The sequence below is a fragment of the Thermoleptolyngbya sichuanensis A183 genome, from assembly GCF_013177315.1.
GTDB classification, from domain to species: domain Bacteria; phylum Cyanobacteriota; class Cyanobacteriia; order Elainellales; family Elainellaceae; genus Thermoleptolyngbya; species Thermoleptolyngbya sichuanensis.
Window position 1 is genome coordinate 1,818,652 of sequence record NZ_CP053661.1, and the last position, 25,628, is coordinate 1,844,279.

Consider the following 25,628-nt stretch of genomic DNA (forward strand, 5'->3'; position numbering starts at 1 on the left):
CGTTCCCAGGTTTACAGGCGGAAAGATCAGGGAATGGTGAGAGTGTCCGGGTGTTGAGGGGTGAGAAGGGTGGGACTGAAGTCATTGGGAGGATTGCGATGGGAGAGGATGGGATGGTCTTTGCAGATCAAACATTAGAGAACGGCGACCGGGAGACGGCGGCGCGGGAATGGGGGAAGCTGGGGCTGGCGGTGCTGGGGGTGGCGGGATGTTTGGGGGCGATCGCCCTGCTTCAGGTTCCCCAGCTTCGGCAAATCCAAACACGCAGCCAGACGGCCAGCCTGCAAGAAATTCAGCGCGATCTGGAGTCAGAGCGGGTGCGGCTCAATGTCCTGGAGCAAGCACCTTCTTTAGGGTTTGACAATCTGATTGCAAGCTGGACGTTTCTGAACTTTTTGCAGTATTTCGGCGACGAACCCGTGCGATCGCGCACCGACTACACCCTTAGCCCAGAGTATTTCGACGTGATCCTCCGCCGCGATCCGCGGTTTTTGAGCGCTTACACGTTTCTGTCTACCAGCACTGCCATGTATGCGGGCGATCCCCAGCGGGCGATCGCCCTCACCAACGAAGGACTGAAACATCTGTCGCCAACGCTGCCGCCCGATTCCCACTACATCTGGCGCACCAAGGCCATCGACGAACTGCTGTTTTTGGGCGATGCGGCGGCGGCTCGCCAGTCGTTTGAAACGGCTGCGGATTGGGCAGAAGCGTCTGGCCAGCCAGAGGGGCAGTCGGTCGCCAGCCTCTCGCGCCAGACGGCGACGTTTCTAGCCAACAACCCCGACAGCAGCTACGCCCAGTTTGCGGCCTGGATGATGGTGCTGACAAACGCCCCCGACCGCCGCACCCGCAGCACTGCCGCCGACCGCATCAAAGCCTTGGGAGGCGATGTGGTTCCCCAGCCCGACGGCACGTTTCAAATCAAGCCGCCCCCCAGTGATTAACCCCTGATTAACCCCTGATTAACCCCTAAGCAACCCCTGATTAATCCCTAAGCAACCCCTGATTAACCCCTTGCCAAGCCGTGAGCAACCCGCGATCAGGCAACGGCATTGAGCAACGGTCTATAATCCGAGGAATAGGATGGGTCGAAATGAAAAGGGAGTGACGACGGGCGATCTCGCCCTTCACTCGTCCTTCAATTGAGTCAATCTGCTGAGGCAACCGGGTGAGTCGATCTGTCGAGGCTCAGGACGGGTTGAGCCAAGCGCTGAACCGGGGAAGCGGCCCGCTTCACGCTCATTTATGAAATTGAGTTAATATTAGTTAATAAAGACGTTCCGTTGCGCGGCCCGCAAGCCCGCCACACAACACATTCGGAGGAATAGCCTCAGTGAACAAGCGGTGGAGAAATGCAGGACTGTATGCCCTTCTTGTCGTCGTCGTCATTTTCCTGGCTACGGCGCTGCTGGACAGACAGCCCCAAGATATTGAAACCTGGCGCTACAGCCAGTTTATTCAGGAAGTGCAGCAGCAGAACGTGAAGCGCGTCGAAATCAGCGCCGATCGCTCTCGCGCCCGCGTCACCCAGGAAGACGGCGAAAAGGCGATCGTCAACCTGCCAAACGACCCGGCGCTGCTGGATATCCTGACCGAGAACAAGGTGGATATCCTGGTCACGCCGCCCTCGGATGATGGCGTTGTGGCTCGTGTCCTCAGCACACTGCTGATTCCCTTCTTGCTGCTGGCGGTGCTGTTTTTCGTGCTGCGCCGCGCCCAAAACGGCCCCGGCAGTCAGGCCATGAACTTTGGCAAGTCCCGCGCCCGCGTCCAGATGGAGCCGCAGACTCAAGTGACCTTTGGCGACGTGGCGGGCATTGAGCAGGCCAAGCTGGAACTCGCAGAGGTGGTGGACTTCCTGAAAAATGCTGACCGCTTTACGGCGGTGGGGGCCAAGATCCCTAAGGGCGTGCTGCTGGTAGGCCCGCCAGGAACCGGCAAAACGCTGCTGGCTCGTGCCGTTGCGGGTGAAGCAGGGGTACCTTTCTTCTCTATCTCTGGTTCCGAGTTTGTGGAAATGTTCGTGGGTGTGGGTGCGTCTCGCGTCCGCGACCTGTTTGAGCAGGCCAAGTCCAATGCCCCCTGCATCGTGTTCATCGATGAGATTGATGCTGTTGGCCGTCAGCGCGGTGCTGGACTCGGCGGCGGCAACGACGAGCGCGAGCAGACGCTGAACCAGTTGCTCACGGAGATGGATGGCTTTGAGGGCAATACGGGCATCATCATCATCGCAGCCACGAACCGTCCCGACGTTCTGGATGCGGCGCTGCTGCGTCCCGGCCGCTTTGACCGTCAGGTGGTGGTGGATCGTCCCGACTACGCGGGTCGCTTGGAAATCCTCAATGTCCACGCTCGCGGCAAAACCCTGTCGAAGGATGTGGATCTGGAGAAAATTGCTCGTCGGACTCCTGGCTTTACGGGGGCGGATCTGGCAAACCTGCTGAACGAAGCTGCGATTCTCGCGGCTCGTCGCAACCTGACAGAAGTGTCGATGGACGAGGTGAACGATGCCATCGACCGCGTGCTGGCTGGCCCCGAAAAGAAAGACCGCGTGATGAGCGAAAAGCGCAAGTCGCTGGTGGCCTATCACGAAGCCGGACATGCCCTAGTGGGTGCGCTGATGCCCGACTATGACCCGGTGCAGAAAATCAGTATCATTCCTCGCGGCCGCGCAGGGGGTCTGACCTGGTTCACGCCCAGCGAAGAGCGGATGGATTCGGGCTTATATTCTCGCTCCTATCTGCAAAACCAGATGGCCGTTGCCCTGGGGGGGCGCGTCGCCGAGGAAATCATCTTTGGTGAAGAGGAAGTGACTACGGGCGCTTCCAATGACCTGCAACAGGTGGCGCGGGTGGCGCGTCAGATGGTGACTCGCTTTGGCATGAGCGATCGCCTCGGGCCAGTGGCGCTGGGTCGTTCCCAAGGCGGCATGTTCCTGGGACGCGACATCATGGCCGAGCGCGACTTTTCGGAGGAGACAGCCGCTGCGGTAGATGACGAAGTTCGCAACCTGGTGGATCAGGCCTATCGCCGCGCCAAAACCGTGCTGATGGAAAACCGCGCAGTCCTTGATCAGCTTGCCCAAATGCTGATTGAGCGCGAAACGGTAGACTCTGAAGAGTTTCAGGAGCTACTGGCTAACAGCGATGTGAAGATGGCGGCGATCGCCTAGTTTCGCCTAACCCACCGTTCAAACCCAAAGAAGGCGCATTCCTGCTGGGGGTGCGCCTTTTGTCGTGGCTCATGAATTAGGAGTCATTTTGCCAAGCAAAATCCTGACCCTGAAACCGCCCTATTCCTGGATTCCTAGCTCCGCCACCACAATTTCAGCCAGCTTTTCGGCGGCTCCGGGCTTTCCCCGCACTCGGCGTAGGCGATCGCGCACAGCATCTCGCGTTTCGGGATGCTCCAGCCAGTCTAGCGCCAAGGTCGAAATATCCTCCGGCTTCAGGTTGCCTACCAGTTCCGGCACGATCGCCTCCCCTGCCCAAATGTTGGGCCAGGCCAGCAGGCGAGACTTGCGGAGAAACCACCCATTGATCAGTTTGGCGATCGCCCCGCCCACCCCCGGCAAGTTGGCCAAAAGCCCCGGAATGCCATCCCAGGCTCGCATTGCGTCAAGCTGCTGCGTTGGCAAAAACACAATCATGGGCACCGCCAGCGCTCCCAGTTCCGCCGTATTTGCCCCCACCGTCGTCAGGCAAAGCTGGCATCGTTGCAGCAGGTCATAGGCCGGAAACGGGGTCCACAGACTGATTTGCAGACCGCTCTCGGTTTTCAGACTGGGGCAATGGGCCGGAAAGGGGCCGCTGGGGTCGGCCGCAGGCAGCAGGCGGGCCGAAACTGCGCCAAAGTAGTGGGCGATCGCATTTTGCGCTGGATCAGCAAATCGGGCCAGCGTGTCCAAGTCCAGCGTCGGCGCAACCGGAATGACAAACTGCACATCGGGGCGGGCGGCATGGATCTGCTGGGCGATCGCTAGACCCAGCGGCACCCCCTGAGCCAGCTTGGCAGGCTTGGAACCGGGCAGCAGCCCCACCAGCGGCCTATCCGCACCTGGCAACGCTGGAACGTCGGGTAAAAGCGCTGAAGCAGCGGAATCCCCGCTCAGGTTCATTCCCGAATCTACATCCGCCATCAGGTCGCCGATAACGGTGAACTTGTGGACATATTGCGCGGGGGCGCGGCTGACCAAATCTGCATTCATCACGGCAAAGCGGTCAATCCAGCCGTGCCAACGGGTTTCCCACTCGCCATACAGCACCGTGCGATAGCCCAGCCGCTTGCCGATGATCACCGGATAAAACTGGTCGCCGCCGAGAAACAGGACCACGCCGCGATCGCCCCAGTCCCAGCCTTCTGCTGTCCTGCCCCACAGCAAGAACGGGAAGAAATGGGCCGCCGCCTGAATGCGGTCGAGTTCGGGATAGCGCTGGGCGATCGCCACCTCCCGCCCGGTTGCATTCGGACAGGGCGACAGCACGAGCGAAATCCGCACCCGTGAACGATCTTGCCCCAGCTTTGCCCGCAGCGCCCGCAGCACCGGCCGAACCCAGGTCGCCAGTTCACCAGGGCCGTTGGAGAGGATAAGGAGGTCTAGAGGCATAGGCGGGTTAAAGATGAGACTCCTGGGGGTACATAGCACGAAGGGATGTGCAACTTTGCCGATCCTCTCATCCTTTTCTGGTAGGCCGAAGGCTTTAAGCCCTCTCCTAGAGCAGAAAAGGAACTTCAAGCCTCTCTTGCTCCCTTTCTCCCGACCTGGGAGAAGGGGGTGGGGGATGAGGGCAGATTGAACGTTGCACATCTCGTAGCCCTTGCCTGAGCTATCCGGCAGGAAGCAGGCTCAACTAGAGGCAGGCTCCTCTGGTCATCCCATCATCGCATCATCCCCCTGCGCCGAATTTCCACAAAACCTGCGCCGAAATCGTCACCTCGCCGCCCAAATCCGGGCACTCTCAAAGCAGGGCAAGTTATAATTTTTGCGGATATACTGCAAACTTTCTTTATGAGCAGCCCTTTGGTTCACGCATTTTTCGTTGGTCGGGCACTGGCCGAAGCACTGACCGAGCAAGCCAGCAACCTGGCATCTACGCTGGTCAGCGAGGCTGGCAAATTTGATGCCGAACAGCGCGATCGCCTCCGCCAGTTTACCGAAACGGTACTGGAAAAGGCGAATCGAGAAGCCGCCCAGGCCAGTCAGGGACGCTCCTATGCGGCGGATGGAGCCGGGGAAGACCTGCAAGCGCTAATCGACGATCTGCGGGCCGAAATTGCCCAACTCCGCACCGAGCTTCAGCGCTACCGCAGCCGCTCTGGTATCTAGCCTGGTGGTTCCTCTGGGGATATCTGGTGCTTTTATCTCCAATGATTTTACCCCCGGTGCCTTTATAGAAGACATGCTCTGGTTTTTCTAATCCCGATTTTCGGTTTTTCAAGGTTGCGCTCCTGCCCGGTATTCTGTTGTTTTTTTGAGAAGCCTGTCGCGTGTCTGCCCGTTTTAACGATGCTATGTCCCCAGACTGGAGTGCTGAATCTGCCGCACCGCCCGTCTCGCATAGGGCCGCCCCAACTGGTCACACTCCACAGGCTCCCTTCTCCAAATCTTCTGCTAACGCTCCTTTCACCCCCTCGGAGGCCGCAACGGTGACTTCGCCCATCGACAGCGGTAAATCCTATTCCTCCAATGCCTACCGCTGGAACCGCAAAAGCTACTCGCGGCAGCGGCGCTATGTGGATATTTGGACGTTTGTTTTGCAACTGCTGACGGCGCAGTGGGCCTACAGCAAACCCTGGACTTATCCCGGCGGCATGACCGAAGAAAACCAGGCTATCCGCCGCCGCAAGCTCGCCGTCTGGATTCGCGAAACCCTGCTCGACCTGGGGCCGACTTTCATCAAAGTGGGTCAGCTTTTTTCGACCCGCGCCGACCTGTTTCCGGTGGAATACGTCGAAGAACTCTCGAAGCTGCAAGACCGGGTGCCGGCCTTCGGCTACGAACAGGTCGAAGAAATTATTTGGCAGGAATTGGGCAAGGGCATTCCCGAACTCTACCGCAGCTTTGACCCGATTCCCATTGCCGCCGCCAGTCTGGGCCAGGTGCATCGGGCGCAGCTCCATTCCGGCGAGGAAGTGGTGGTGAAGGTGCAGCGGCCGGGTCTGGCAAAGCTGTTTGACATTGACCTGAAGATTCTCAAAGGCATCGCCCACTATTTTCAGCGGCATCCCAAGTGGGGGCGTGGGCGCGACTGGCTGGGTATCTACGGCGAGTGCTGTCGCATTCTGTGGGAAGAGATTGACTATCTTAATGAAGGGCGCAACGCTGACACATTTCGGCGTAATTTTCGCCATGAAGACTGGGTGAAGGTGCCCCGCGTTTACTGGCGCTACAGTTCGCCCCGCGTGCTGACGCTGGAATATGTGCCGGGGATCAAGATCAGCCACTACGAGGCGCTGGAAGCGGCCGGGCTAGACCGCAAGACACTGGCAAAACTGGGGGCGCAGGCTTATTTGCAGCAGCTTTTGGACAAGGGCTTCTTTCATGCCGATCCGCATCCGGGCAATATTGCGGTTAGCTCCGACGGGGCGCTGATTTTCTACGACTTTGGCATGATGGGTCAGGTGCAGCCTGTCACCCGCGAAAAGCTGATGAATACGTTCTTTGGCATTGCCCAAAAGGACGCAGATAAGGTGGTGGATGCGCTGGTGTCGCTGGGGGCGCTGTCGGTGTCGGAGGACATGGGGCCTGTGCGGCGGTCGATCCAGTATATGCTGGACAATTTTATGGACAAACCGTTTGAAACCCAGTCCATCAGCGCCATCAGCGATGACTTGTATGAAATTGCCTACGATCAGCCCTTCCGCTTTCCGGCGACGTTTACGTTTGTGATGCGGGCTTTTTCCACGCTGGAGGGGGTAGGCAAGGGCCTTGATCCCGAATTTAATTTTATGGAGGTCGCAAGACCCTTTGCGATGCAGATTATGGCTAATGGAAATGGTTCGGAAACAGGCGGGCTGCTGGAGGAATTCAGCCGTCAGGCAGCCCAGGTCAGCAGTTCGGCGCTGGGGCTGCCGCGCCGCATTGAGGATACGATCGATCGGCTGGAGCGGGGAGATATTCGGCTGAGGGTGCGATCGCAGGAGACGGATCGCGTCCTGCGTCGCCTGAGTAACGTTAATATGGGGACTAATTACGCGCTATTGGCGGGTGCGTTTACGCTGTCGGCGACGATTCTGCTGGTGAATAACCTGATTTGGGTGGCGGTGCTGATGGCGATTCCGGCGGCGATCGCCCTGTTTTCCTGGGTGCGCCTAATGATCCGCATTGACCGCGCCGACCGCATGTTCTAGAGCTATCTCCGTAAGCTATCTCTGTAGCTGTCTGAATTAGTGGCGATCTGTTTAGTAATTTCCTAATTAGTAGTGTCCTAACCCTGAGCGTCCGCATTTTACCCTACCGATTCTCACCCCTCCGTCCGCTGCCTCGATTATGAAGTGCCTTTTTACCGGAATTACCGACCCGGGACTGCTGCGTAGCGTCAATCAAGACGCATATTACATTGACCCCAATGGCCGGTTCTTTATCGTGGCAGACGGCATGGGGGGGCACGCGGGCGGGCAGGAGGCAAGCCTGATTGCCACCAAGATGATTCAGAATTATCTGGACTCTCACTGGACTTCCGACGAGGATTCGCGGACGCTGTTGGAGCGGGCTTTTTTAATCGCCAATCGGGCGATCGTGCAGGATCAGTCTCGGCATCCCGAACGGTCGGACATGGGCACAACGGCTGTTGTGGTGATGTTTCGCAACGGTCAGCCTTGGTGTGCCCATATCGGGGATTCGCGGCTCTATCGCCTGCGGGGAGCCAAGCTTGAGCAAATTACTGAAGACCATACCTGGGTGGCTCGCGCCATGAAGGTGGGCGACCTTACTCCAGATCAGGCCCGCGTGCATCCGTGGCGACATATCTTGTCCAAATGCCTGGGGCGGGAAGACTTGCGACAGATCGACGTGCAGCCCATTGATGTGCAGGGGAGCGATCGCCTCTTGCTCTGTAGCGACGGACTGACAGAAGAGCTATCGGATCACCTGATTGCCTTTCACCTCAAGTCGATTCGCGCCTGCGACAAGGCGGCGGCAGCTCTGGTCAACGCCGCCAAGGACAAGGGCGGACGCGATAACATTACCGTCATAATCGTGGCGATAGACAGTCAGCCGCTGTCCGACCTTCCCACCACGTCGCCCTAATCCTTGACGCTGAATTCCCGAAACCACTGCCCGACCTCCCAAGGCGGCAGGGGGCGACCCCAATAATGACCCTGGCCCATCAGGTAGCCCGCCAACGGCCGCAGGTTGTTGGCGGTGTCGTCCACTACTGGGATATTGAACTACTAGGATATTCCCGGATAGGCCTTGGGATGTCTCTTAGTCATGGCTGAATCATACGCCAAATGATTTCAAGGATGAGGTTATACCGAAAATGGTCAACCAGCTGTCGAAATTCTGACCTTTGCCCTAATCGATGAACAGTCGTTCATCTGTAAAAGAGGTTACGATGTAGCCTGCTCGATCGAGGACAGCAGGTAGCCAGCTCGATGCGGAGTTGACTGGCAACATCGTTTACCGCCCGCTAGCCATTGCGGATCGATAGCCACCCCGTCAGCCCCACCACCGCAAAGATTTGTGCAGCGCAAAGGGCAACACCAAGAACGATCGCAACGGCAGTCCTCTCGCTAGGCTGGGGCGGGCACGGGGGGATGGATGGGTGCATAATCTGGATTGTGTTGGGGCGAATACAGCTACCGTTCGGTAGGGATGGGGCTGGAATGGGGCTGGAATGGGGACAGCACTCCGTAATACTCTTACAACAAACAAATCGCAAGGGGACACAAATCGCAAAGAATAGAGCAATGATGAAACAATGATTGATAAATGATAAAAAATTGATTAAGTTAAGAGTTGTGTTGTATCGTCCCCCAGCCCCCCAGCCGTCAGGGTCTTAGAGGTAGGTTTGAGGCTGCTTCAGGGAGAGAGTTTCAAGAGTTCCATCCAGTGCTTGTGTCGAAACAACGTACTATTTGCAACTTTGGATGTTGGTTTGCGCGATGGGCACACTCTTGCAGCAAAAGCGGCGAAACTGCTTCAGAATGCGGGTCAAGTCTTTGATAGCCTTTGAGAATTGCAAGTGAGAATCACAAACAGATCGCTGCCCCCTTTAGAAGGCTATGTAGCAATTGAAACTTTTTAGCCTAAGTAGCCTGAAAGTCAGGCAATTGCAGAGAGGCACGATATCAGTCTTGTCAAAACTCAGCTTTATCATTCCCTCCGCAATCAAATAGTAACGCTGCGCCCGATCTCGCTTTCAGGTCTTAAAAACTCAGAAACTTCCAAAAACTCAGAAGCAAAGTTTCGCAATTCCTGCTGGACTAGGCGATATAAGCGGTTATCCGGTTAGACCAGACCCCAATGAGCCTCAACCCTGACTACAATCAAGAATGCGCCTTATGTTGCTGCACACGCTGGAATTTGCAAAAGGCTTAGCCACCAAAGCACTGCATTTTATTGCTTTAATTATTGCTTTAACCAAAATCGCCACAGCGAGCAATATAGGCTTTGCAAGTGCGGGCTTTGCGGCGACAAACCTGGGAGACGCAGCGGGATCGAGGAGGTAGGGAATGGCTGCACTCTGGGTTGGACTATTGGGGTTTGAAAATATTGGGCAGTTTTATAAGGGAGCAAGCCTGGGCATGGGATCTGCTGCGTCTTCGTTTATCCCGCATGGACACTGCTATTTGTGGCAACCGGGGCTGGTGGGGCTACATGTCGGCTCAGATGCGCTGATTGCCTTGGCATATTATTCCATTCCGCTGACGCTGTACTATTTTGTTCGCAAGCGGAAGGATTTGCCCTTTAACGATATTTTTCTGCTGTTTGGCGCATTTATCGTAGCCTGCGGTACGACGCATTTGCTGGAGGTGTGGACGCTATGGCATCCAGACTACTGGCTGTCGGGTTCGATTAAGCTGCTGACCGCAGGCATATCCCTGTTTACGGCAAAAGAACTGTTTTCGATCGTACCCAACGCGCTGGCGCTGCCCAGTCCGACTCAGCTAGAACAGGCAAACCAGGAACTCCAGGCGCAGATTGCCGAGCGCATGGCGATTGAGGCAGAACTGAAGTGCCATCAGGCCCAGCTCGAAGACCGGGTGGCAGAGCGCACGGCCCAGCTTGAAGCGTCCAATCATCAGATGGAAGAGTTGCTGCGTCGAGAGCAGGAAGCCCGCAGCCAGACCGAGCAAGCCCGCACCGAAATTCAGCGCTACGCCAATCGCCTGACGCTGGCGCTGGATGCCGCAGAGATGGGCTTTTGGGAATGGGATATCGACTCTAATCGGATTACGGGTACACCGCAGTTTGCCAGGATTTTGGGGCGCGAACCGTCCAGTCTGGAGAATTTTGACGTGGAAGACTGGAAGGCGCAGATTCTGCCTGAAGATCGGGCGTTGGCTGCTTCGGTGACAGAAGCGGCGATCGCCCAGTGCCAGACCTTTCGTTGCGAATATCGCCTGAAGCATCCTGACGGCAGCCTGCGCTGGGTCAACTCGGTGGGCCGCTGCGAGTATAATGCGGACGGGCAGCCCATGCAAATGTCGGGGGTGCTGATCGATACGACCCAGCGTAGGCTCGACGAAGCCAGCCTCCGCGAAAGCGAAGAGACGACCCGCCGACAGCTTGCAGAAATCGAGGCGATTTACACTACTGCGCCGATTGGCCTGTGCGTGTTTGACACTCAGTTTCGCTACGTGCGGCTGAATGACTTTCTGGCAGAAATCAACGGTGTCCCCATCGAGGATCACCTAGGCAAAACGGTTTGGGATATCGTGCCAGAACTGGCCGAGCATCAGGAACGGGTTTTGAGGCAGGTTGCCAGCACGGGGCAGCCTGTTCTCAACTTGGAGGTGCAGGGAGAAACGCCGCTGAAACCAGGCGTGCTGCGCGACTGGCTGGCAAATTACTATCCTCTATGGGGGCTGGACGGCAACTTGCAGGGCATCAACGTCACGGTGCAAGAAGTGACCGAGCGCAAGCGCGACGAACGAGAACTAGAGGCGCGAGCGCAGGAGTTGGCTCAGTTGAACCTGCTGCTGGCGCAAAGCACGGCGCAGGTGCGCGAACGCAATCAGGAGTTGGATCAGTTTGCCTACGTGGTGTCGCACGATTTGAAGGCTCCTCTGAGGGCGATCGCCAACCTCGCCTATTGGATCGAAGAAGACTTAGACGATTCCCTGCCAGAAGAAACCCGGCAGCATCTCACCCTCATGCAAAGCCGCGTCCGCCGGATGGAGGGGCTGATCAACGGGCTGCTGGAATATTCCCGCATTGGTCGCTCTGATACGACGACGGAAACCGTCAACCTGACGACGCTGCTGCATGAAGTCGTTGATTTGCTCGACCCGCCGGACACCGTGCAGGTTTTTATCCCTGAAGAGTTGCCAACCCTGACGACTAAGCCGCTGCTGCTTAGCCAGGTGTTGGCAAACCTGATTGGCAATGCCATTAAACACCGCGATCGCCCGGATGGACGGGTCGAAGTCACCGTTGCCGACCAGGGCCGCCACCTTCGATTCACCATCGCGGACGACGGCCCCGGCATCGACCCCCGCTATCACGACCGCATCTTCGCCATTTTCCAGACGCTAAAGTCCAAAGACGATCAGGAAAGCACGGGCATTGGGCTATCCATCGTCAAGAAAATCATCGACACTGAGGGCGGCGAGATTCACCTGGAATCTGAGCTGGGTCAAGGAACCACGTTTTGGTTTACCTGGCCGAAGGGCGGGATGGAGTGATAGCGGAGTGACGGTGGAGGGATAGTGGATGGAGTGATAGGGTTAGCAAAGTAGGAGCCTCCCAACCGCCATCTCGCCTGCCCTTTTCCGTCTGTCAAATCCCTGCTCATGCACGCTGCCGACACCGCGATCGCCCATCTCCAAGCCCACAAGTCTGCCTGGGCTAATTTGCCAATTCCAGCGCGGCTAGACCTGCTGCATCGCTGTATTGCGGGAACGGTGGCAGTAGCAGAGGATTGGGCGATCGCCGCCTGTCGTGCTAAGGGTATTGATCCCAATGCGCCGCTGGCGGGAGAGGAGTGGCTGCTGGGGCCGGTGGGCCTGCTGCTGAATTTGCGGCTGCTGATTCAGGCGTTGGCAGCAGGCGGACAGCCGCGCCCCGTGTCCGTGCGCTCGCGGGCAGATGGGCAGCAGGTGGCCCAGGTGTTTCCCGACAGCTTGCAAGATCGGCTGATGTGGCTGGGGTTTCGGGGCGAGGTGTGGATCGAGCCAGGCCAGCCCGCCAGCCAGGGGCAAATTTACCGGCCGGGTGGCAACTCAACTGCGGGCGTGGCGCTGGTGCTGGGGGCAGGCAATGTGTCGGCGATCGCCCCGATGGATGCGCTGTCGAAACTCTTCGCCGAAAACCAGGTGGTGCTGCTCAAGCTCAACCCGGTGAGTAACTATGTAAAGCCGTTTCTGGAAACGGCCTTGCGGCCCCTAATCGAGGGCGGGTTTCTAGCAATAATCACCGGAGATGCAGCAGTGGGCGCATTCCTCTGCCAGCATGAAGGCATTGACACGATTCACGTCACCGGATCGCACCACACCCATGATGCGATCCTCTGGGGCAACACGCCCGCAGAACAGGCCGAGCGCAAGGCCGCAAATCAGCCCGTGCTTGCCAAGCCCATCACCTCAGAACTGGGCTGCGTCACGCCGATTTTGGTGGTGCCGGGTCGCTGGTCGGTCGCCGACTTGCAATACCAAGCGCAGCACGTCGCCAGCATGGTCGCCCACAACGCCAGCTTCAACTGTGTCGCGGGAAAAGCGCTGGTGCTGTCCAAGCACTGGCCGCAGCGAGACGACTTTTTGGCCGCGCTAAAGTCTGCGCTGGCCGCCACACCCGCCCGCAAGGCCTACTATCCCGGCGCACAGGATCGTTACCAGGCATTTCTCGACCGCTACCCGCAGGCGATCGCCCTTGCGCCCCGCACCCCCGACATTGTGCCCTGGACGCTAATCCCCGACGTGCCCCCTGCTCCCGGCGAATATGCCCTGACGACGGAAGCCTTTTGCGGTGTGCTGGCCGAAGTCAGCCTAGACGCGGGCAACACCGCAGCGTTTTTGCAACAGGCCGTAGACTTTGCCAATGAAACCCTCTGGGGCACGCTGTCCTGCGTTCTGCTGATCGACCCGGCAACGCAGCGACAAAATGCCGCAGCGGTCGAGCGAGCGATCGCCCAACTGCGCTATGGCAATATCGGGATCAACGCCTGGACAGGCATGAACTTCCTGCTCAGCGCCCTCACCTGGGGAGCCTTTCCCGGCAATCCCCTCAGCGCCATCGGCTCCGGTCGCGGCATCGTTCACAACGCCTACCTGTTCGACTATCCCCAAAAATCCGTGGTCTACGCCCCGTTCCACATCCGCCCCAAGCCCATCTGGTTTGCCAACCACCGCACCTTGCAGCAGGTGACGCGGCGCTATGTAGAGTTTTTGGCAAGCCCAAACTGGCGGCGATTTGCTCAGGTGGCGATCGCCGCTTTGAGGGGATAATTTGGGTTTTGGATTTTCGATTTTAGCTTTTGGAGGGACTGTCTAATGTCTGCGGAGCTTCCAGCCGCTTTAGCCGCAGTGCCATCTCAAGCGCCCTTTCAGAGAATCGACCAAGCCGAAGCTATTCGAGCGCCAAAAAATCGAGTGCAAAACAAGTAGGACTGACGTAGTTGGATGATTTCTCGCGGGCTGCGCCCGCGAGAAATCATCCGAAACCCAGAAAACTTATCGCAAGTGCGTAGGTTCTTTAGTTTGGACTAACTGGCATCACAATAATGCTCAACAGGATGCCATAAAGAATCTGCTCAACCGTTCATAACAGTTGAACTTAAGGAATTGGATACAATCCTGCTCGCAGTTAAGCTGCTGTTGCAACCGGACTGTTCAGGGATTGTTCGGATGTCTTGCGTTTCGAGGCTCGTTTTTTGACCATCGGATAGCAGGGACGAGGAGTTGGCTTGTGCCCCTTGCCTCGTCCTGGCGATTTACCACGAGGTTTAGGCGCAGGAGCAGGGGTGCCAATCGCTGCCAAAATGCCTGCAAACGCTTGTGCGACCCGACCCGGAGTCAACGTTTCTTGCGGTGCCTGCCAGGGCAAGGGGTGGTCAGTACAGTCCTTTCGCGCTAACCACAACTGCCAACTGAGCAACGGCATCAGGCTGCTCCACTGTTCGGTTGCCGATACAGAACTGAACTGGGGATGTGTCCAATATAGCCTCTGCTTGGCAAAGCGATACCAGTGTTCAATGGCAAAGCGACGGAGGTAGTGCAACCACAGGGTTTCTAACGGAGGCATCTGCTCACCCAGCCAAACTAACCACAAAGGAGCCAAGCGTCGCGTGCTGCTCTGTGTCTCCAGCACCTCCACGCGCAACACTTCCATTGCCCGTTTGGGGGATTTGCGGAAATGGTATGCACTCCAACGACTGACCCGCACTCGTCCCCAGTTGGGATCATCGACTTCAACGGTTTCGACCGGGACACTCCAAGTGTCAGGGTCATTGAGTTTCATCTTATGTCCATGCTTGGCAGGTGCGCCTCGCCCTCGATACGCTGGGGGCGCGCCATAGACACATCGATTGGATGTAACCCGCAGCAGCAAGTCTGCCTCAATCCCTGCCGTTTGGTTGACAAAACTGGCATTGCCGTACCCTCGGTCGTAGATCGCCAACGGACGCACCGCTAACTGCCGAGTCACTTGTTTGAGTTGGAATGCCGCTTTACTGGCGGGTGTTTCAAAGCTGGTGATGCGCTCATGCCGCAATGGTAATGCCCAACTGCCCCTGTCTTCAGCAATCCAGGCTAAGGTACTGTAGTTTTGTCCGGCTATCGGGGCATGTCCTGTTCTGCCTGATAAGGTGCGGTCTTTCAAACGCCTGGCAGCAGGACGGTTCCACCGACTCGCATCACCTGCCAACAACGGTTGCTGCTGAGTCGGTATCTGCTGCACCAACAGCTTCAGCACCTTTGATCGGGGTAGGCGGCTATCGCGCAACGCTTCATAGGTGCTCGACCACTGGCGACGAAAGACAGGACTCTGCGATAGCCTCACAAACGACACGATGCACGCACTCACTAACACGGCATCCATCAGATCAAACAGGGCATCTCTGGCGTTTCCCAAGCTGGCATACAACGTTTGGCGAAATTGCTGAAGTTCGTTGAAAATCATGGGGTCAATGTTGGTTGTACTTCATTGACCTTACGGCAGTCGGTGCTTCTCATTGACTGCCTTCCTCTTCACCATTAGTCCAAACTAAAGACTAGACCGTACAGCCACCGATACACAAAGTCCCATTGAACTGAACCAATCGGCTGCACCCCAAAGCCCATCAACTTGCGATGTTGAACCGTCAGCAGTCCGACGCGGCTCTCATCGCTGCACCAATAGCGGATTCGCCCCCCGTAGCGTTGTCTCAAGGCTGGCGGAATCGACTGGCTTATCTGGGCTGCAAGGTTTGCTGAACGGACTCGCACGCCCCAGGAGTCTGCTTCTTTGACACCGGACGGGGCACTTTGAGCTTCGCTTTGAGCCGATAGCGCACCGTCTTATGCACCGTCTTGTAGGGGACGGGTTGACCATGCACCGCTGCGAGCCACTGCTGCACTGCTCCATAACTGCTAAAGCCTTCTGGATCTTGCAGTTCCCGCTCCAAAGATGCCAGGACTTCACCGCTAATCGCTCGCGGTCGTCCACTGCGAGATGCCACCTTCACCAACGCTTCGAGTCCACTCTGTCGATACTGGCTCAGCCAACGAGACACGGTCGTGCGATGGCAACCGCTCAGTTGGGCTAACTGCTCAACGCTCTTCGCTTGTCCGGTTTTTAACCACCACAACACCTGTACTTTACGGCGCTGTGATGACCGTTGCTGTTGTTCCAAGACGGCTTTTAGTTCTTCTGCTGTTTCAGCGATATCGATTTTGAGGACTCCACTCATGGCGGCTCGCTCTAACGTCTTCTTACATGTAGCAGATCTTTGGAGATTTGATATCAGATCAGCAAAGTCTGAATCTGCCGCAAGAAACTGACTAAGCGTTTAAGCGCCTAGCTTGGCTACTTAGTTGCTGTTTAGTTACTGTCTTTAGTTACTATCTCCGCTGGCTGTCACCAGCACTTCGCCTTTAAGCATCCGCTGCGCCGCATCAAGCAGCATTTCCTCCAAATAGGGCTTGGTAAAGTAACCCTTGGCTCCAAGCTGGATAGCCATTTGACGGTGGCGGTCGGCTCCGCGAGATGTCAGCATGGCAATAGGAATGTGGGTCAGGTGCGTGTCTTTCTGCATTCGAGACAGCAGTTCCAGACCGTCCATGCGGGGCATCTCAATGTCGCAGAACACCAAGTCGCAGGGCAAGCCAGACCGGAGCTTCTCCCAGGCTTCCTGCCCGTCGCGAGCCTGCTCCACCCGATAGCCAATCTTGGCAAACGTCATCGACAGCAGTTCGCGGACGGTAATGGAGTCGTCCACGATGAGCACCGTGGGTTCCTGCTTTGCATCGGCGGCATTAGCGGGTGGCTCTTCGCTGACTTCCCACAGGGAGCTACCGGCCTCGCGACGGATGCGGCCCATCGACAGGTCGATGAGTTCCAGCACGTCGGCAATGGGCATGATGCGTCCGTCGCCCAGCACCGTCGCCCCAGCAATGCCCAACGGTTTGGGCACAGGCCCTTCGAGCTGTTTGATGACAATTTCCTGTTCGCCCAAGACCTGATCGACTTGCAGTGCCAGATAGCTGCCCGCGTTGCTCCGCAGCACCACCACCGACACAATATCGTCTTCCTGGTTGCCGCCATAGACGCTGCCGCGACCCAGGCTGCGATTGTATTTCAGCAGGTTCGACAGCGGCTGGAAGGGTAGCAGTTGTTCGCGCCACGGGATACAGGATTGACCTTCGCTATTGATCTGGATGCGATCGCGCGGGACATCCAGCATATCCTGCACCCCGTCCATTGGGAAGGCGATGCGGGCGCGGTTGCTGATGCAGCACAGTGCCTTGGAGATACTCAGTGTCAGCGGCAGACGGATGGTGAAGGTCGTGCCGCGCCCGACAGAGGAGTCGATGTTGATCACGCCCCGAATTTCGTTGAGGCTGGTGCGAACCACATCCATGCCCACGCCGCGCCCCGCCAAATCGTCGGCTTTGTCGCGGGTGCTGAAGCCGTGGTGGAACAGCAGATCATACACATCCAGCCGAGACATATTCTTAGCTTCGGCAGGCGTGATTAGCCCACGGGCGATCGCCTTCTGTTTCACCAGTTCCGGGTCAATTCCAGCTCCATCGTCGCTGACCGAAATCACCGTCTGGTTGCCCTGGTGGAAAGTGCGAACCGTAATTCGCCCGGTCGGTGCTTTGCCCATCGCGGCCCGTTCCTGGGGCGACTCGATGCCGTGGGTAATGGCGTTGTTGACCAGGTGCGTCATCGGGTCATAAAGCTGCTCCAAGATCATCTTGTCGATCAGGGTTTCGCGTCCCTCCAACACCAGTTCTGCCTGCTTGCCACAGCGCAGAGAGATGTCGCGAACCGCACGGGGCAGGCGATCGGCGGTTTGGGCAAAGGGCACCATTCGGGTGCGGGTCAGCCCCTCCTGAAGCTGCGTGGTGATCTGGCGGAAGTTGCGGGTGATCTGATCTGTCTCGTCCACCACAAAGTCAATGTCCGAGGCCGATTCTCGCACCCGCACGATTAGCTCGATCATCTCCTGTGAGAGGGTGTGGAAGCCCGTGAACCGATCCATCTCCAGCGCGTCGAAGCTCACGCCCGTTGCGTGGTTGCTCTGGCTGCTGCTGGGTGCGCTGCCAGGAGTTGTAAAGGCAGAGGTCTTGCGTCCAGAGAGCAGAGAGCTTTCCAAGAGCGATCGCTCATACAGGTCGCGCATCCGCTGACCCACATCGCTCAACTGCTGCACTTGATAGAGCAGGTTGTCGAGGAACTGCCGCAGCCGTTCCTCAGCTTGTTCCAGACTGTTGCGGTTGACGACCAGTTCACCCACCAGGTTGTTGAGGTTGTCCAGGTTTTTGACTGACACGCGCATGGTTTGGTCAGTCAGGGTGGGGGCGTTGCGGCGCGTTGCGGGCCGGCGAGCCGCAGCAGCATTCCGAACTGCCCGCATCGTGGGAATGTCGGACAGGGTTTGATCGGCGTTTTCTAGCAGCCGTTCCAAGTCCTCAAACTCATCTGCCTCGTCCTCGCTGGGAATTGGAGGAGCAGTAGGCGGAACAGAAGTTACATCTCCGTCGAGCAGCGCTTCCAAATCCGCAAAGTCGTCCGCCTCTTCCACGCCAAACCCTGAAATAGGCGTTTCAGAGGCAGTTGTTGCCATTTCTTCTTCTAGTAGCGCATCCAGATCGGCAAAGGCATCTACTTCATCCCCAACGCTGTCCTCGTTAACCATGCTAGAATCTGCCAGCAGGTCTTCCAAGTCGGCAAAATCGCTGTTGGGGTCTGATGCGTTTTCAAACAGGCTGGCTTTGCTGAGGTCAAGCCCAAAATCTGGCGTGACGGTTTCGTCGGCATTGCCCAACAGCAAATCCAGGTCGCCAAAGTCGGCTACGGCTGCCGCAGTTTCGGGATTGGGGGCGATCGCCTCCAAAGGCTTGCTGGAGATCAGGGGTTCTTCTACTGAAAATTCCTCTACTGAAAGCCCCTCTACTGAAAGTTCTTCTACTGGAAGCTCCTCAGCAGAAGCGCTGGCTCCGTCGTCGATCGACTCTTCAATCGCAAGTTCTGCTGCAAGTTCTGCGCTTGTCTGTAACTCTTGCAGATCTTCTACTTCTAACTGAGGCTCCTCTAGTTGCGACTCTTCCAGCAAGGCATCCAGACTGCCAGCGGCTTCGGCATCTACCCCTGAAAACAGTTCGTCTCCATCCAGCGCCTCCGTGCCCAGAGCTTCGTCCAGTCCCAGATCGATCAGGGCCAACTCATCTTCTGGTGAAGAAGCATCTTCAGTCGCATCGAGATCAGCGCTAGCAGTAGGCTCTTCTAGGAGTTCTACGTCTGCATCACTTAGGTCAAAGCCCCCCAGATCTTCGACCTCCAGCACGTCTGAGTCAGCCGTTGGGTTGATTGCTGGAGAGGGTGCTTCCTCTTCCGGTAGATTATCCAGGCTGTCCCAAATCGCTTGGGCTGATGGCTCAGCGCCCCACAAATCAGCCGTCATGTCCTGATCGGCCTCCACATCCCACATCGCTGGAGCCGGAGTCAGCGCCGCCAGCCCATCTTCAGAATCCAGCGCATCTAGCCAGGACGTTGGCTGAGAAGCAGCGTCTTCCTGGAAATTATCCTTCAGGTCGAGTCCCATTTCAGGGTCGCTCAGATCAGAACCGTCCATCGCCAAAGGATCTTCGGCAGCAGACGGATTCTCCGTCAATGCATCAGACAATACATCCGATGCATCTAATACATCCGATGCATCGGATGCATCCTCAGCCACATCCGCGGTAGGCGGCTCAAACAGGATTGCCGAATCCCTCCCAGCCTCAGCGTCTTCGCTGACTTCGGCTAGCGCTTCTGGCTCTAAATCGCTGCCCAAATCTGCAAAGAAGTCGTCTAATGCGTCTAGATGCTGGTCAGGTTCTAATACTTCAGACAAGTCCAAGAAGCTGTCTTCTGGCCCGCTAGTGAGTTCTTCCAGCAAGCCATTATCCGAATCGTCTAGTCCAAAAAAGTCTGGGACTGGAGACTCTTCAGCAAATAGGTCGCCATCCAGCAGGTCATCCAGAGATGCCTCTCCAGTCATTGCAGAGGCATCAGGATCGGTAAATTGCGGTTCTGGCTGCGCTCCAAACAGAGATTCTGAGGAGTCATCCATCTGAGCCACGCTGTTCGCCGCAGCATTCAGAATTGCAGAAAGATCGTCGTCTGAATCGTCGGCCGCGCTTTTAAAGCTGCCGGAATCGTCCCCAGCGCCGTAGGATTCTAGCCCGCCCTCTAGCTCTAGTTCTAAGTCGCTCAGTTCGCCAGCAGTGTCTTGCCCAAACAGCAGGTCCGAGAAGTCGCTAGAGGGGTCAGGCTCTAGCGGTTCGGGTAGCTCCACCTCGACTTCTGACAAGATTTCTTCCTGCCAGATGATTCCTAGGTCAGGGGCTTCGTTTTCAAATAGGTCAGCCAGGCTGTTGAGTTCTGCGATGCCGACTTCTGGCCCGTTTTGCTCGTCCCCTGTGGGATCATCGGCTGCGGCAAAATCTAGTTCTTCTAAGCCGCTGGGCCCATCCAACGCATCCAGGCCTAAGGCACTGTCATCCGGTGAAGCGAAGAGGTCTGGTGCATCCGAAGCGGATGTATCCGGCAAGTCAAAATCGGCTGTGTCAAATGACCGTTCAAAATCGTTCGTGCGATCGCCCGATCCTGCCTGCTCGTCCGCCGCCGCACCAAACGCCGCATCAAAGCCCAGCGGATCGAGATCTAGAGGCGCGTTGGGTACATCCAGCACTTCGGCATCGGGCAAGCCAAATTCGGCTGCATCCACACCGCCATCGGTGGTTGGCGGCACCGATAGCCAGTCGGCAGCAGGTTCCAGCAGCAGGTCATCGTCGCTGGGCTGGAGTTGGAGTAGGGCTTCGCTGGGCGTGATGTCGGCAGCGCGACTCGCTAGCACCTGTTCCTGCGCCTGCTTGATGTCTTTGATGATGACGGGCGCAAGGGTGCGAAACTCGTTGTCGGGATGGGCGATCGCCCCTTCTGCCAGAGAGAGCAGCTCCGCCCAGGCAGGCAAGTCAAACGGATCGCCGTAGCCGCTCAGCGTGCGACAGAGGGCCTGAAGCTGTTGACGAGTAGCATCACTGTCTGCCTGCTTGAAGAGTTGCAGCATTTCTCGCAGGCGAGCGGGCACGTCGCTCTGGAACATCAGGAGCAGGGCGCTTTCCTCGGCGATCGCAGGCTGTGGCGCAGGGGCAGGCGTTGCCTTGGCAGCAGGAACCGATAGCTCCACATCCTCCGGCGGCGTGCCACCCGACTGAGCCACCAAACGAGACAAATGTTCGTTGATTTGCCCAAAGATTGGCTCCACCCCAGCCATCACCTCGGCAGATTTGTCATCGGTCAACCCAAAGGGACCCTGGAGGTGATCCAACAGTTCTCGCAGCGCGTCAAATACGCCTAGCAGCAGAGTTTCTAGAGTTTGGTCAACCTGCACTGGGCACTCTTTCAGCACCTTGAAGTAGTCTTCCAGGCGGTGGGATGTGTTTTGAATGCTGTCCAGCCCCAACATTGCCGCGCCGCCCTTGACCGAGTGCGCTGCACGAAACACCTCGCTGACCATCTCCGAGTCTTCGATGGTGGCTTGCAGATTCAGCAACCCCTGCTCGATGGTGTTCAGATGGTCTTTTGCTTCTTCAATGAAGTAGCCCAGGATGCGCTGTTGTTGTTCCGACAGCATAGCGGTGTTCCTTTTAAATGGGGGAAATGCGCGAAATGAAGATGGGGTGAGCGGTTCAAAATGCAAGAGGGCGTATCCCCTCAAAATCTAACCTAATGTACCCGAATCTATCCAAAGCTCCATCAAGTGCCGAGCAAGCCAGTCAAGAAGACGCAGAAGACACTACTTTTCAACGCGGAACCGTTCCACCGAGTTCAGCAGGTCGCGGGCAACGCCCACCAAGTTTTGCAGCGAACCCGACACGCGCTGTGCTTCTTGAGAGGTTTCTTGGGCGGTCAATTCCACTGACTGCATCACCTGAGCCACGGCGCGGGAGGTTTCGGTTTGCTCGATGGTGTCGGTGGTAATGGAGCGCACCAGCACGTCGATGCGGTTCGACACCTGAATGATGTCTTCGAGCGATCGCTTTGCCTGTTCTGCCAGCCGGGTGCCCTCGATCACCTGCTGCGTACCTTCTTCCATCGCGGTCATCACCGAGCCAGTCTCGCTTTGAATTTGCAGCACGATTTGCTCAATTTCCTTCGATGCTTTGGCGGCCCGGTCGGCAAGCTGGCGCACCTCGTCTGCCACGATTGCGAATCCGCGTCCTGCTTCGCCTGCCCGCGCCGCCTCGATACTGGCGTTCAGTGCCAGCAGGTTGGTGCGAGAAGCGATGGAGGAAATCAGAGCCACAATCTTGGAGATTTCCTGGGACGATTCTGCCAGGCGTTTCACCTTGCGAGTCGTTTCTGCCACTGTTTCGCGGATTTCTAGAATGCCGGATACGGTGCGCTCCACCGCTTCTCCGCCCTTGAGCGCAGTGGTAGAGGCAGAACGAGCCACCTCTTCGGCTTCGCGGGCGCTCTCTGCTACCCGCTGAATCGAATCGGTCATCATTTGCACAGAGTTCAGCGTGACGGCTAGCTCTTCCGCCTGCCGCAAGGCATCAGAAGAGAGCGATCGCGCAAAAATCTCATTCTCGGTAGATCCCTTAGTCACCTGCCGCGCCGCCTGCTTCACCTGCTGCACGATTTCTCGCAGGTTTTGAATGGTCAGGTTAAACGAGTCAGCAACTGCACCCAGCACGTCTGCGGTCACCTCTGCCTGCACCGTCAGGTCGCCCCGTGCCGCGCCTTCCACATCATCCAGCAGGCGAATCACCTGACGTTGCAGGTCTTCCTTCGCTTGCTCCTGCTCCTCCGCTTTGCGCTGGGCTTCGCTAGTGGTCGTCAAAATCACCCGCGCCATCTGGTTAAACCCAGACGAGAGTTGGCCCAGTTCATCTTCGGAGTAAACCGTTGCACGAGCGTTCAGATTGCCTTGCGACACAGCGCTGAACTGCGCCTGCAAATCGCTCACCGAGCGCTTGATTTGACGATTCGACGCAGCGCTCAGAGCCGTTGCCGTACCGCCACCAACCAGACCCGCCGCCACCGCCATCACCAGCCCCATCTTTTGGCTTGCTGGAATAATGGTCGGGCGGTCTTCTTCGGGCACTAGAAAGTTGGATGCCAGGAAGCCGATCGTCGCCACGGCGATCGCCGATGTGATACCCGTCGCCAAGCCAATCAGCCACTTCTTGCTGTCGAGCGGCGCGTTTGCCAAGGGAGCTAGCCAGCCCTGCTGCTCAGCCACCTCAGCCTCCACACTCCGCCCATCGCCCTGAGTAAAGGTCGGCAGCGCATCCGATACACCAGAAAAGCTGAAGATTTCGTCTTCTCGAATCACCGACTGATCGGCTCCCCCGTCAGTCAAGTCAAACCCACTCTCACTGGACACCATGCCCGCACGCCCGGAAACCAAAAAGCTTTCGCCGCCGACCGAAGGACTCGTAAAGCCAGCCGAATGGTCAGACATATCGAAATCGGGCAGGCTACCCAAATCATCGAACTCTTCAAACTCATCTAGAAAATCCGCCCCTCCAACCGATCTGCCGCTGTGGGGGTCTTCGCTGGTTGAGAAATCGTCCAGGCTATCCAGGTCGTCCAGCGCATAGCTATTGCCACTGTCCACAAAGGTATGGTCATCCAAATCTGCCGAAAAACTACTGCTGCCGTTGCCATAGCTCGGCATCGAGTAGCCATTTGTCTCATGAGACGGAGAAGCATAACCTGCCGTACCATAATCCGACATGCCATAGTCCAATGGGTTATGGTTCAATGCGCTATAATCTGATGCCCCGTAATCTGGCGTTCCATAATCTGGGGCAGCATACGGGTCATCCTCTTGCGGCTGACCATGCCCAAACGTTGCTTCACCATCTTCTTCAGACGACAAGGCTTCAAATTCATCCGACATCATGAATAGAGTCTCTTCCCCAGTCGATTCAGCAGGCATAGCAAAACCGCCGCTGGCAGAAGGCGATGGAAAAGATTCAAACACCTCGTCCTCTAACCCCGAATCAAAAGATAAGTCTGCATCCGCCGCCGGATCGTCGAATCCAGCCGCTGCAAAGTTCTCCATCGACTGTTCGGGATCGTCAAAGACATAGGGCGATGGCTGCCCTAACCCTGTATCTGCTGAACTCGCCAGCCCAGCCAAGGGATCATCTGATGCCGCAAAGGGGTCATTCAACCCAAAGCCATCGCCTGCGTTGTCGCCTGCGAATGGGTTGTCAAAGGGCGACGGAATCGCTTCAGGGCCGGCAAATGGGTCTTCTGCACCATTGAAGTCCAGCCCATCGAAGCTAAAAGCATTATCCAAGTCGCCTAGATCGCCACCCTCTTCAAAGTAAGTTTGGGAGTCAGTTGTGCTAACAAAATCACCGTCAATGTCGTCAAATCCAGCATCTGGGGCAACCGTCGCACCAGCATCGCTATACTGCTGGATTGTTTCTAACCCACTGTTGGCATAATCGACATACTCTGGGTCGTTGGTCAGCGACAGCACAAACTCGTACTGTTCACGCGCAATGTCGTATTGCTGGAGGCCATAGCAGTAAATATGTCCGCGCAATAGCCGCACATTGGGGTCATCGGGATAGTCTTCTACAAGGCGATCGATCACCGCTGCTGCATCGTCGTATTTTCCTTGCATATAGGCTCTTTCAGCCTGCTGATATTCCTGTGCGTATCCAGTGCTTGATCCCATGTGCCTTCTCCTTAAGCCTGTGCGCGTCTCCGAATGTGCCTCGGTCTAATGGGTTGTCGAGTGAGTTATCGAACTGATTGAAGCTGAGTCAAGCAGCCCATCGGGCCGACCTCAGAATTGCGACTTGATCTAGCAGTCTTAAATGGCGATCTTGAGCGTCTCCAACGGCCCATTCGCCTCGAATAAAGGGAGCCATGCCGTCGGGCAGGTTGGTTGGCACCTGAATGTCGTCAAGGGGAAGCCAGTCCATGCCGTTAATCAGGTCAACGGCCAACCCCAACATGGTGTCTTGGTCTTCAACCGCGATGACGTAGATTTCTGAGCGATCGGTACTCAGTGGCACGGAGTCTCCCAGAAACTGACCTAGATCGGCAACCCAAACAACGCGCCCTCGCACGTTTAGAGTACCCAACAGCAGGGGAGAGACATTCGGAATGGGCGTGATGCGATCGGGCGGAGAAGCAATCACTTCTTTGATTCCTACCGCAGGCAGGGCAAACTCGTCACCCGAAGTCATAAAAAATCGCAGGTGTAGTTCTCCTTCAGGACTGTCTAGCTCCTGAAACTCTGCGACCTGATCCTGCCCTCTGCCTGTGAAAAAATCTGGATTGCCTATCATGGACGATTAACCTATCTTTACCTGGTTCATCTGAGCTATCCCCGCAGCAATTGCTTGACCGTGCCCACTAGCTCGGTTGGTTGGAACGGCTTTGCAATGTATGCATCTGCACCCTGCTTCATGCCCCAATAGCGATCGAATTCTTCCCCCTTAGAGGAACACATCACAACGGGGATGTTTTGAGTTTTGGGATTGGCTTTAATTTGTCGGCAGACCTCGTATCCGTTCATGCGGGGCATTACGATGTCGAGAACCACTAGATCAGGGCTATGGCCTTCTATTTGTTCTAGCGCTTCTACACCATCGCTAGCTACGGTAACATCGAGTCCGCTGCCTTTTAGCAGGTCAGTAATCATTTCCCGCTGGGTCACGCTGTCTTCTACAACCAAAACTCTACTCATAACGCCTTACTTTGCAACCATAGTGTTGATTTCGCGAAAACCGCTGGGGTA

17 protein-coding genes are annotated in these 25,628 nt (G+C 56.8%); 8 read left to right on the forward strand and 9 right to left on the reverse strand.

Features of this window, described 5'->3' with window-relative positions; all coding sequences use genetic code 11:
- Window positions 1–98: 98 nt before the first annotated feature.
- Entirely contained in the window at window positions 99–947 is an 849-nt protein-coding gene (locus HPC62_RS07730; protein WP_216655341.1) for a hypothetical protein, read from the forward strand.
- A gap of 389 nt (window positions 948–1,336) precedes the next feature.
- Window positions 1,337–3,175 (forward strand): ATP-dependent zinc metalloprotease FtsH3, encoded by a 1,839-nt coding sequence (gene ftsH3 / locus HPC62_RS07735; RefSeq protein WP_172354567.1) that lies wholly within the window; start codon window positions 1,337–1,339, stop codon window positions 3,173–3,175.
- Between the two features lie 120 nt (window positions 3,176–3,295).
- On the opposite strand, the gene HPC62_RS07740 is transcribed toward ftsH3, so the two are convergent.
- Window positions 3,296–4,609, reverse strand: a complete 1,314-nt coding sequence (locus HPC62_RS07740; protein WP_172354569.1) for a glycosyltransferase family protein — start codon at window positions 4,607–4,609, stop codon at window positions 3,296–3,298.
- A gap of 402 nt (window positions 4,610–5,011) precedes the next feature.
- On the opposite strand from HPC62_RS07740, the gene HPC62_RS07745 reads away from it, so the two are divergent.
- From HPC62_RS07745 to HPC62_RS07755, 3 genes are all read left to right on the forward strand, one after another.
- The gene (locus tag HPC62_RS07745) at window positions 5,012–5,329 is read left to right on the forward strand and encodes a DUF6825 family protein (RefSeq protein WP_172354571.1); all 318 of its coding nucleotides are present in this window, start codon (window positions 5,012–5,014) and stop codon (window positions 5,327–5,329) included.
- Window positions 5,330–5,514: 185 nt separating this feature from the next.
- Window positions 5,515–7,353 (forward strand): ABC1 kinase family protein, encoded by a 1,839-nt coding sequence (locus HPC62_RS07750; RefSeq protein WP_172358827.1) that lies wholly within the window; start codon window positions 5,515–5,517, stop codon window positions 7,351–7,353.
- A gap of 139 nt (window positions 7,354–7,492) precedes the next feature.
- Window positions 7,493–8,251 carry a PP2C family protein-serine/threonine phosphatase gene (locus HPC62_RS07755; RefSeq protein ID WP_172354573.1) on the forward strand — a complete coding sequence of 253 codons (759 nt, stop codon included), beginning with the start codon at window positions 7,493–7,495 and terminating at the stop codon, window positions 8,249–8,251.
- Here HPC62_RS07755 and HPC62_RS23890 read toward each other — a convergent pair.
- On the reverse strand, window positions 8,248–8,376 hold the full coding sequence (locus tag HPC62_RS23890; protein WP_255548779.1) for a hypothetical protein: 129 nt from the start codon (window positions 8,374–8,376) through the stop codon (window positions 8,248–8,250). The two genes, HPC62_RS07755 and HPC62_RS23890, sit on opposite strands and share 4 nt — an antisense overlap.
- Window positions 8,377–9,507: 1,131 nt before the next feature.
- On the opposite strand from HPC62_RS23890, the gene HPC62_RS07760 reads away from it, so the two are divergent.
- From HPC62_RS07760 to HPC62_RS07770, 3 genes are all read left to right on the forward strand, one after another.
- Window positions 9,508–9,675, forward strand: a complete 168-nt coding sequence (locus HPC62_RS07760) for a hypothetical protein (RefSeq protein WP_172354575.1) — start codon at window positions 9,508–9,510, stop codon at window positions 9,673–9,675.
- 3 nt (window positions 9,676–9,678) lie between these two features.
- Window positions 9,679–11,853 (forward strand): sensor histidine kinase, encoded by a 2,175-nt coding sequence (locus tag HPC62_RS07765; protein WP_205369742.1) that lies wholly within the window; start codon window positions 9,679–9,681, stop codon window positions 11,851–11,853.
- Window positions 11,854–11,961: 108 nt separating this feature from the next.
- On the forward strand, window positions 11,962–13,611 hold the full coding sequence (locus HPC62_RS07770) for an aldehyde dehydrogenase family protein (protein ID WP_172354577.1): 1,650 nt from the start codon (window positions 11,962–11,964) through the stop codon (window positions 13,609–13,611).
- A 358-nt stretch (window positions 13,612–13,969) separates the two neighbouring features.
- Here the strand turns inward: HPC62_RS07770 and HPC62_RS07775 are convergent, their stop codons facing one another.
- The 7 genes from HPC62_RS07775 to HPC62_RS07805 all read right to left on the reverse strand — a co-directional run bounded on the left by HPC62_RS07775 (window position 13,970) and on the right by HPC62_RS07805 (window position 25,577).
- Entirely contained in the window at window positions 13,970–15,283 is a 1,314-nt protein-coding gene (locus HPC62_RS07775) for an NF041680 family putative transposase (protein ID WP_172353244.1), read from the reverse strand.
- A gap of 74 nt (window positions 15,284–15,357) precedes the next feature.
- Window positions 15,358–15,531 (reverse strand): hypothetical protein, encoded by a 174-nt coding sequence (locus HPC62_RS07780; protein WP_172354579.1) that lies wholly within the window; start codon window positions 15,529–15,531, stop codon window positions 15,358–15,360.
- Between the two features lie 20 nt (window positions 15,532–15,551).
- Window positions 15,552–16,052, reverse strand: coding sequence for a helix-turn-helix domain-containing protein (locus HPC62_RS07785; protein WP_172354232.1), 501 nt, complete (start codon window positions 16,050–16,052; stop codon window positions 15,552–15,554).
- Between the two features lie 144 nt (window positions 16,053–16,196).
- A complete protein-coding gene (locus HPC62_RS07790) occupies window positions 16,197–21,488 on the reverse strand; it encodes a response regulator (protein ID WP_172354581.1) in 5,292 nt (1,763 codons plus the stop codon).
- 162 nt (window positions 21,489–21,650) lie between these two features.
- A complete protein-coding gene (locus HPC62_RS07795) occupies window positions 21,651–24,557 on the reverse strand; it encodes a methyl-accepting chemotaxis protein (RefSeq protein ID WP_172354583.1) in 2,907 nt (968 codons plus the stop codon).
- Between the two features lie 88 nt (window positions 24,558–24,645).
- Window positions 24,646–25,176 carry a chemotaxis protein CheW gene (locus HPC62_RS07800; RefSeq protein WP_172354585.1) on the reverse strand — a complete coding sequence of 177 codons (531 nt, stop codon included), beginning with the start codon at window positions 25,174–25,176 and terminating at the stop codon, window positions 24,646–24,648.
- Window positions 25,177–25,211: 35 nt separating this feature from the next.
- On the reverse strand, window positions 25,212–25,577 hold the full coding sequence (locus HPC62_RS07805) for a response regulator transcription factor (protein ID WP_068508027.1): 366 nt from the start codon (window positions 25,575–25,577) through the stop codon (window positions 25,212–25,214).
- Between the last annotated feature and the right edge of the window lie 51 nt (window positions 25,578–25,628).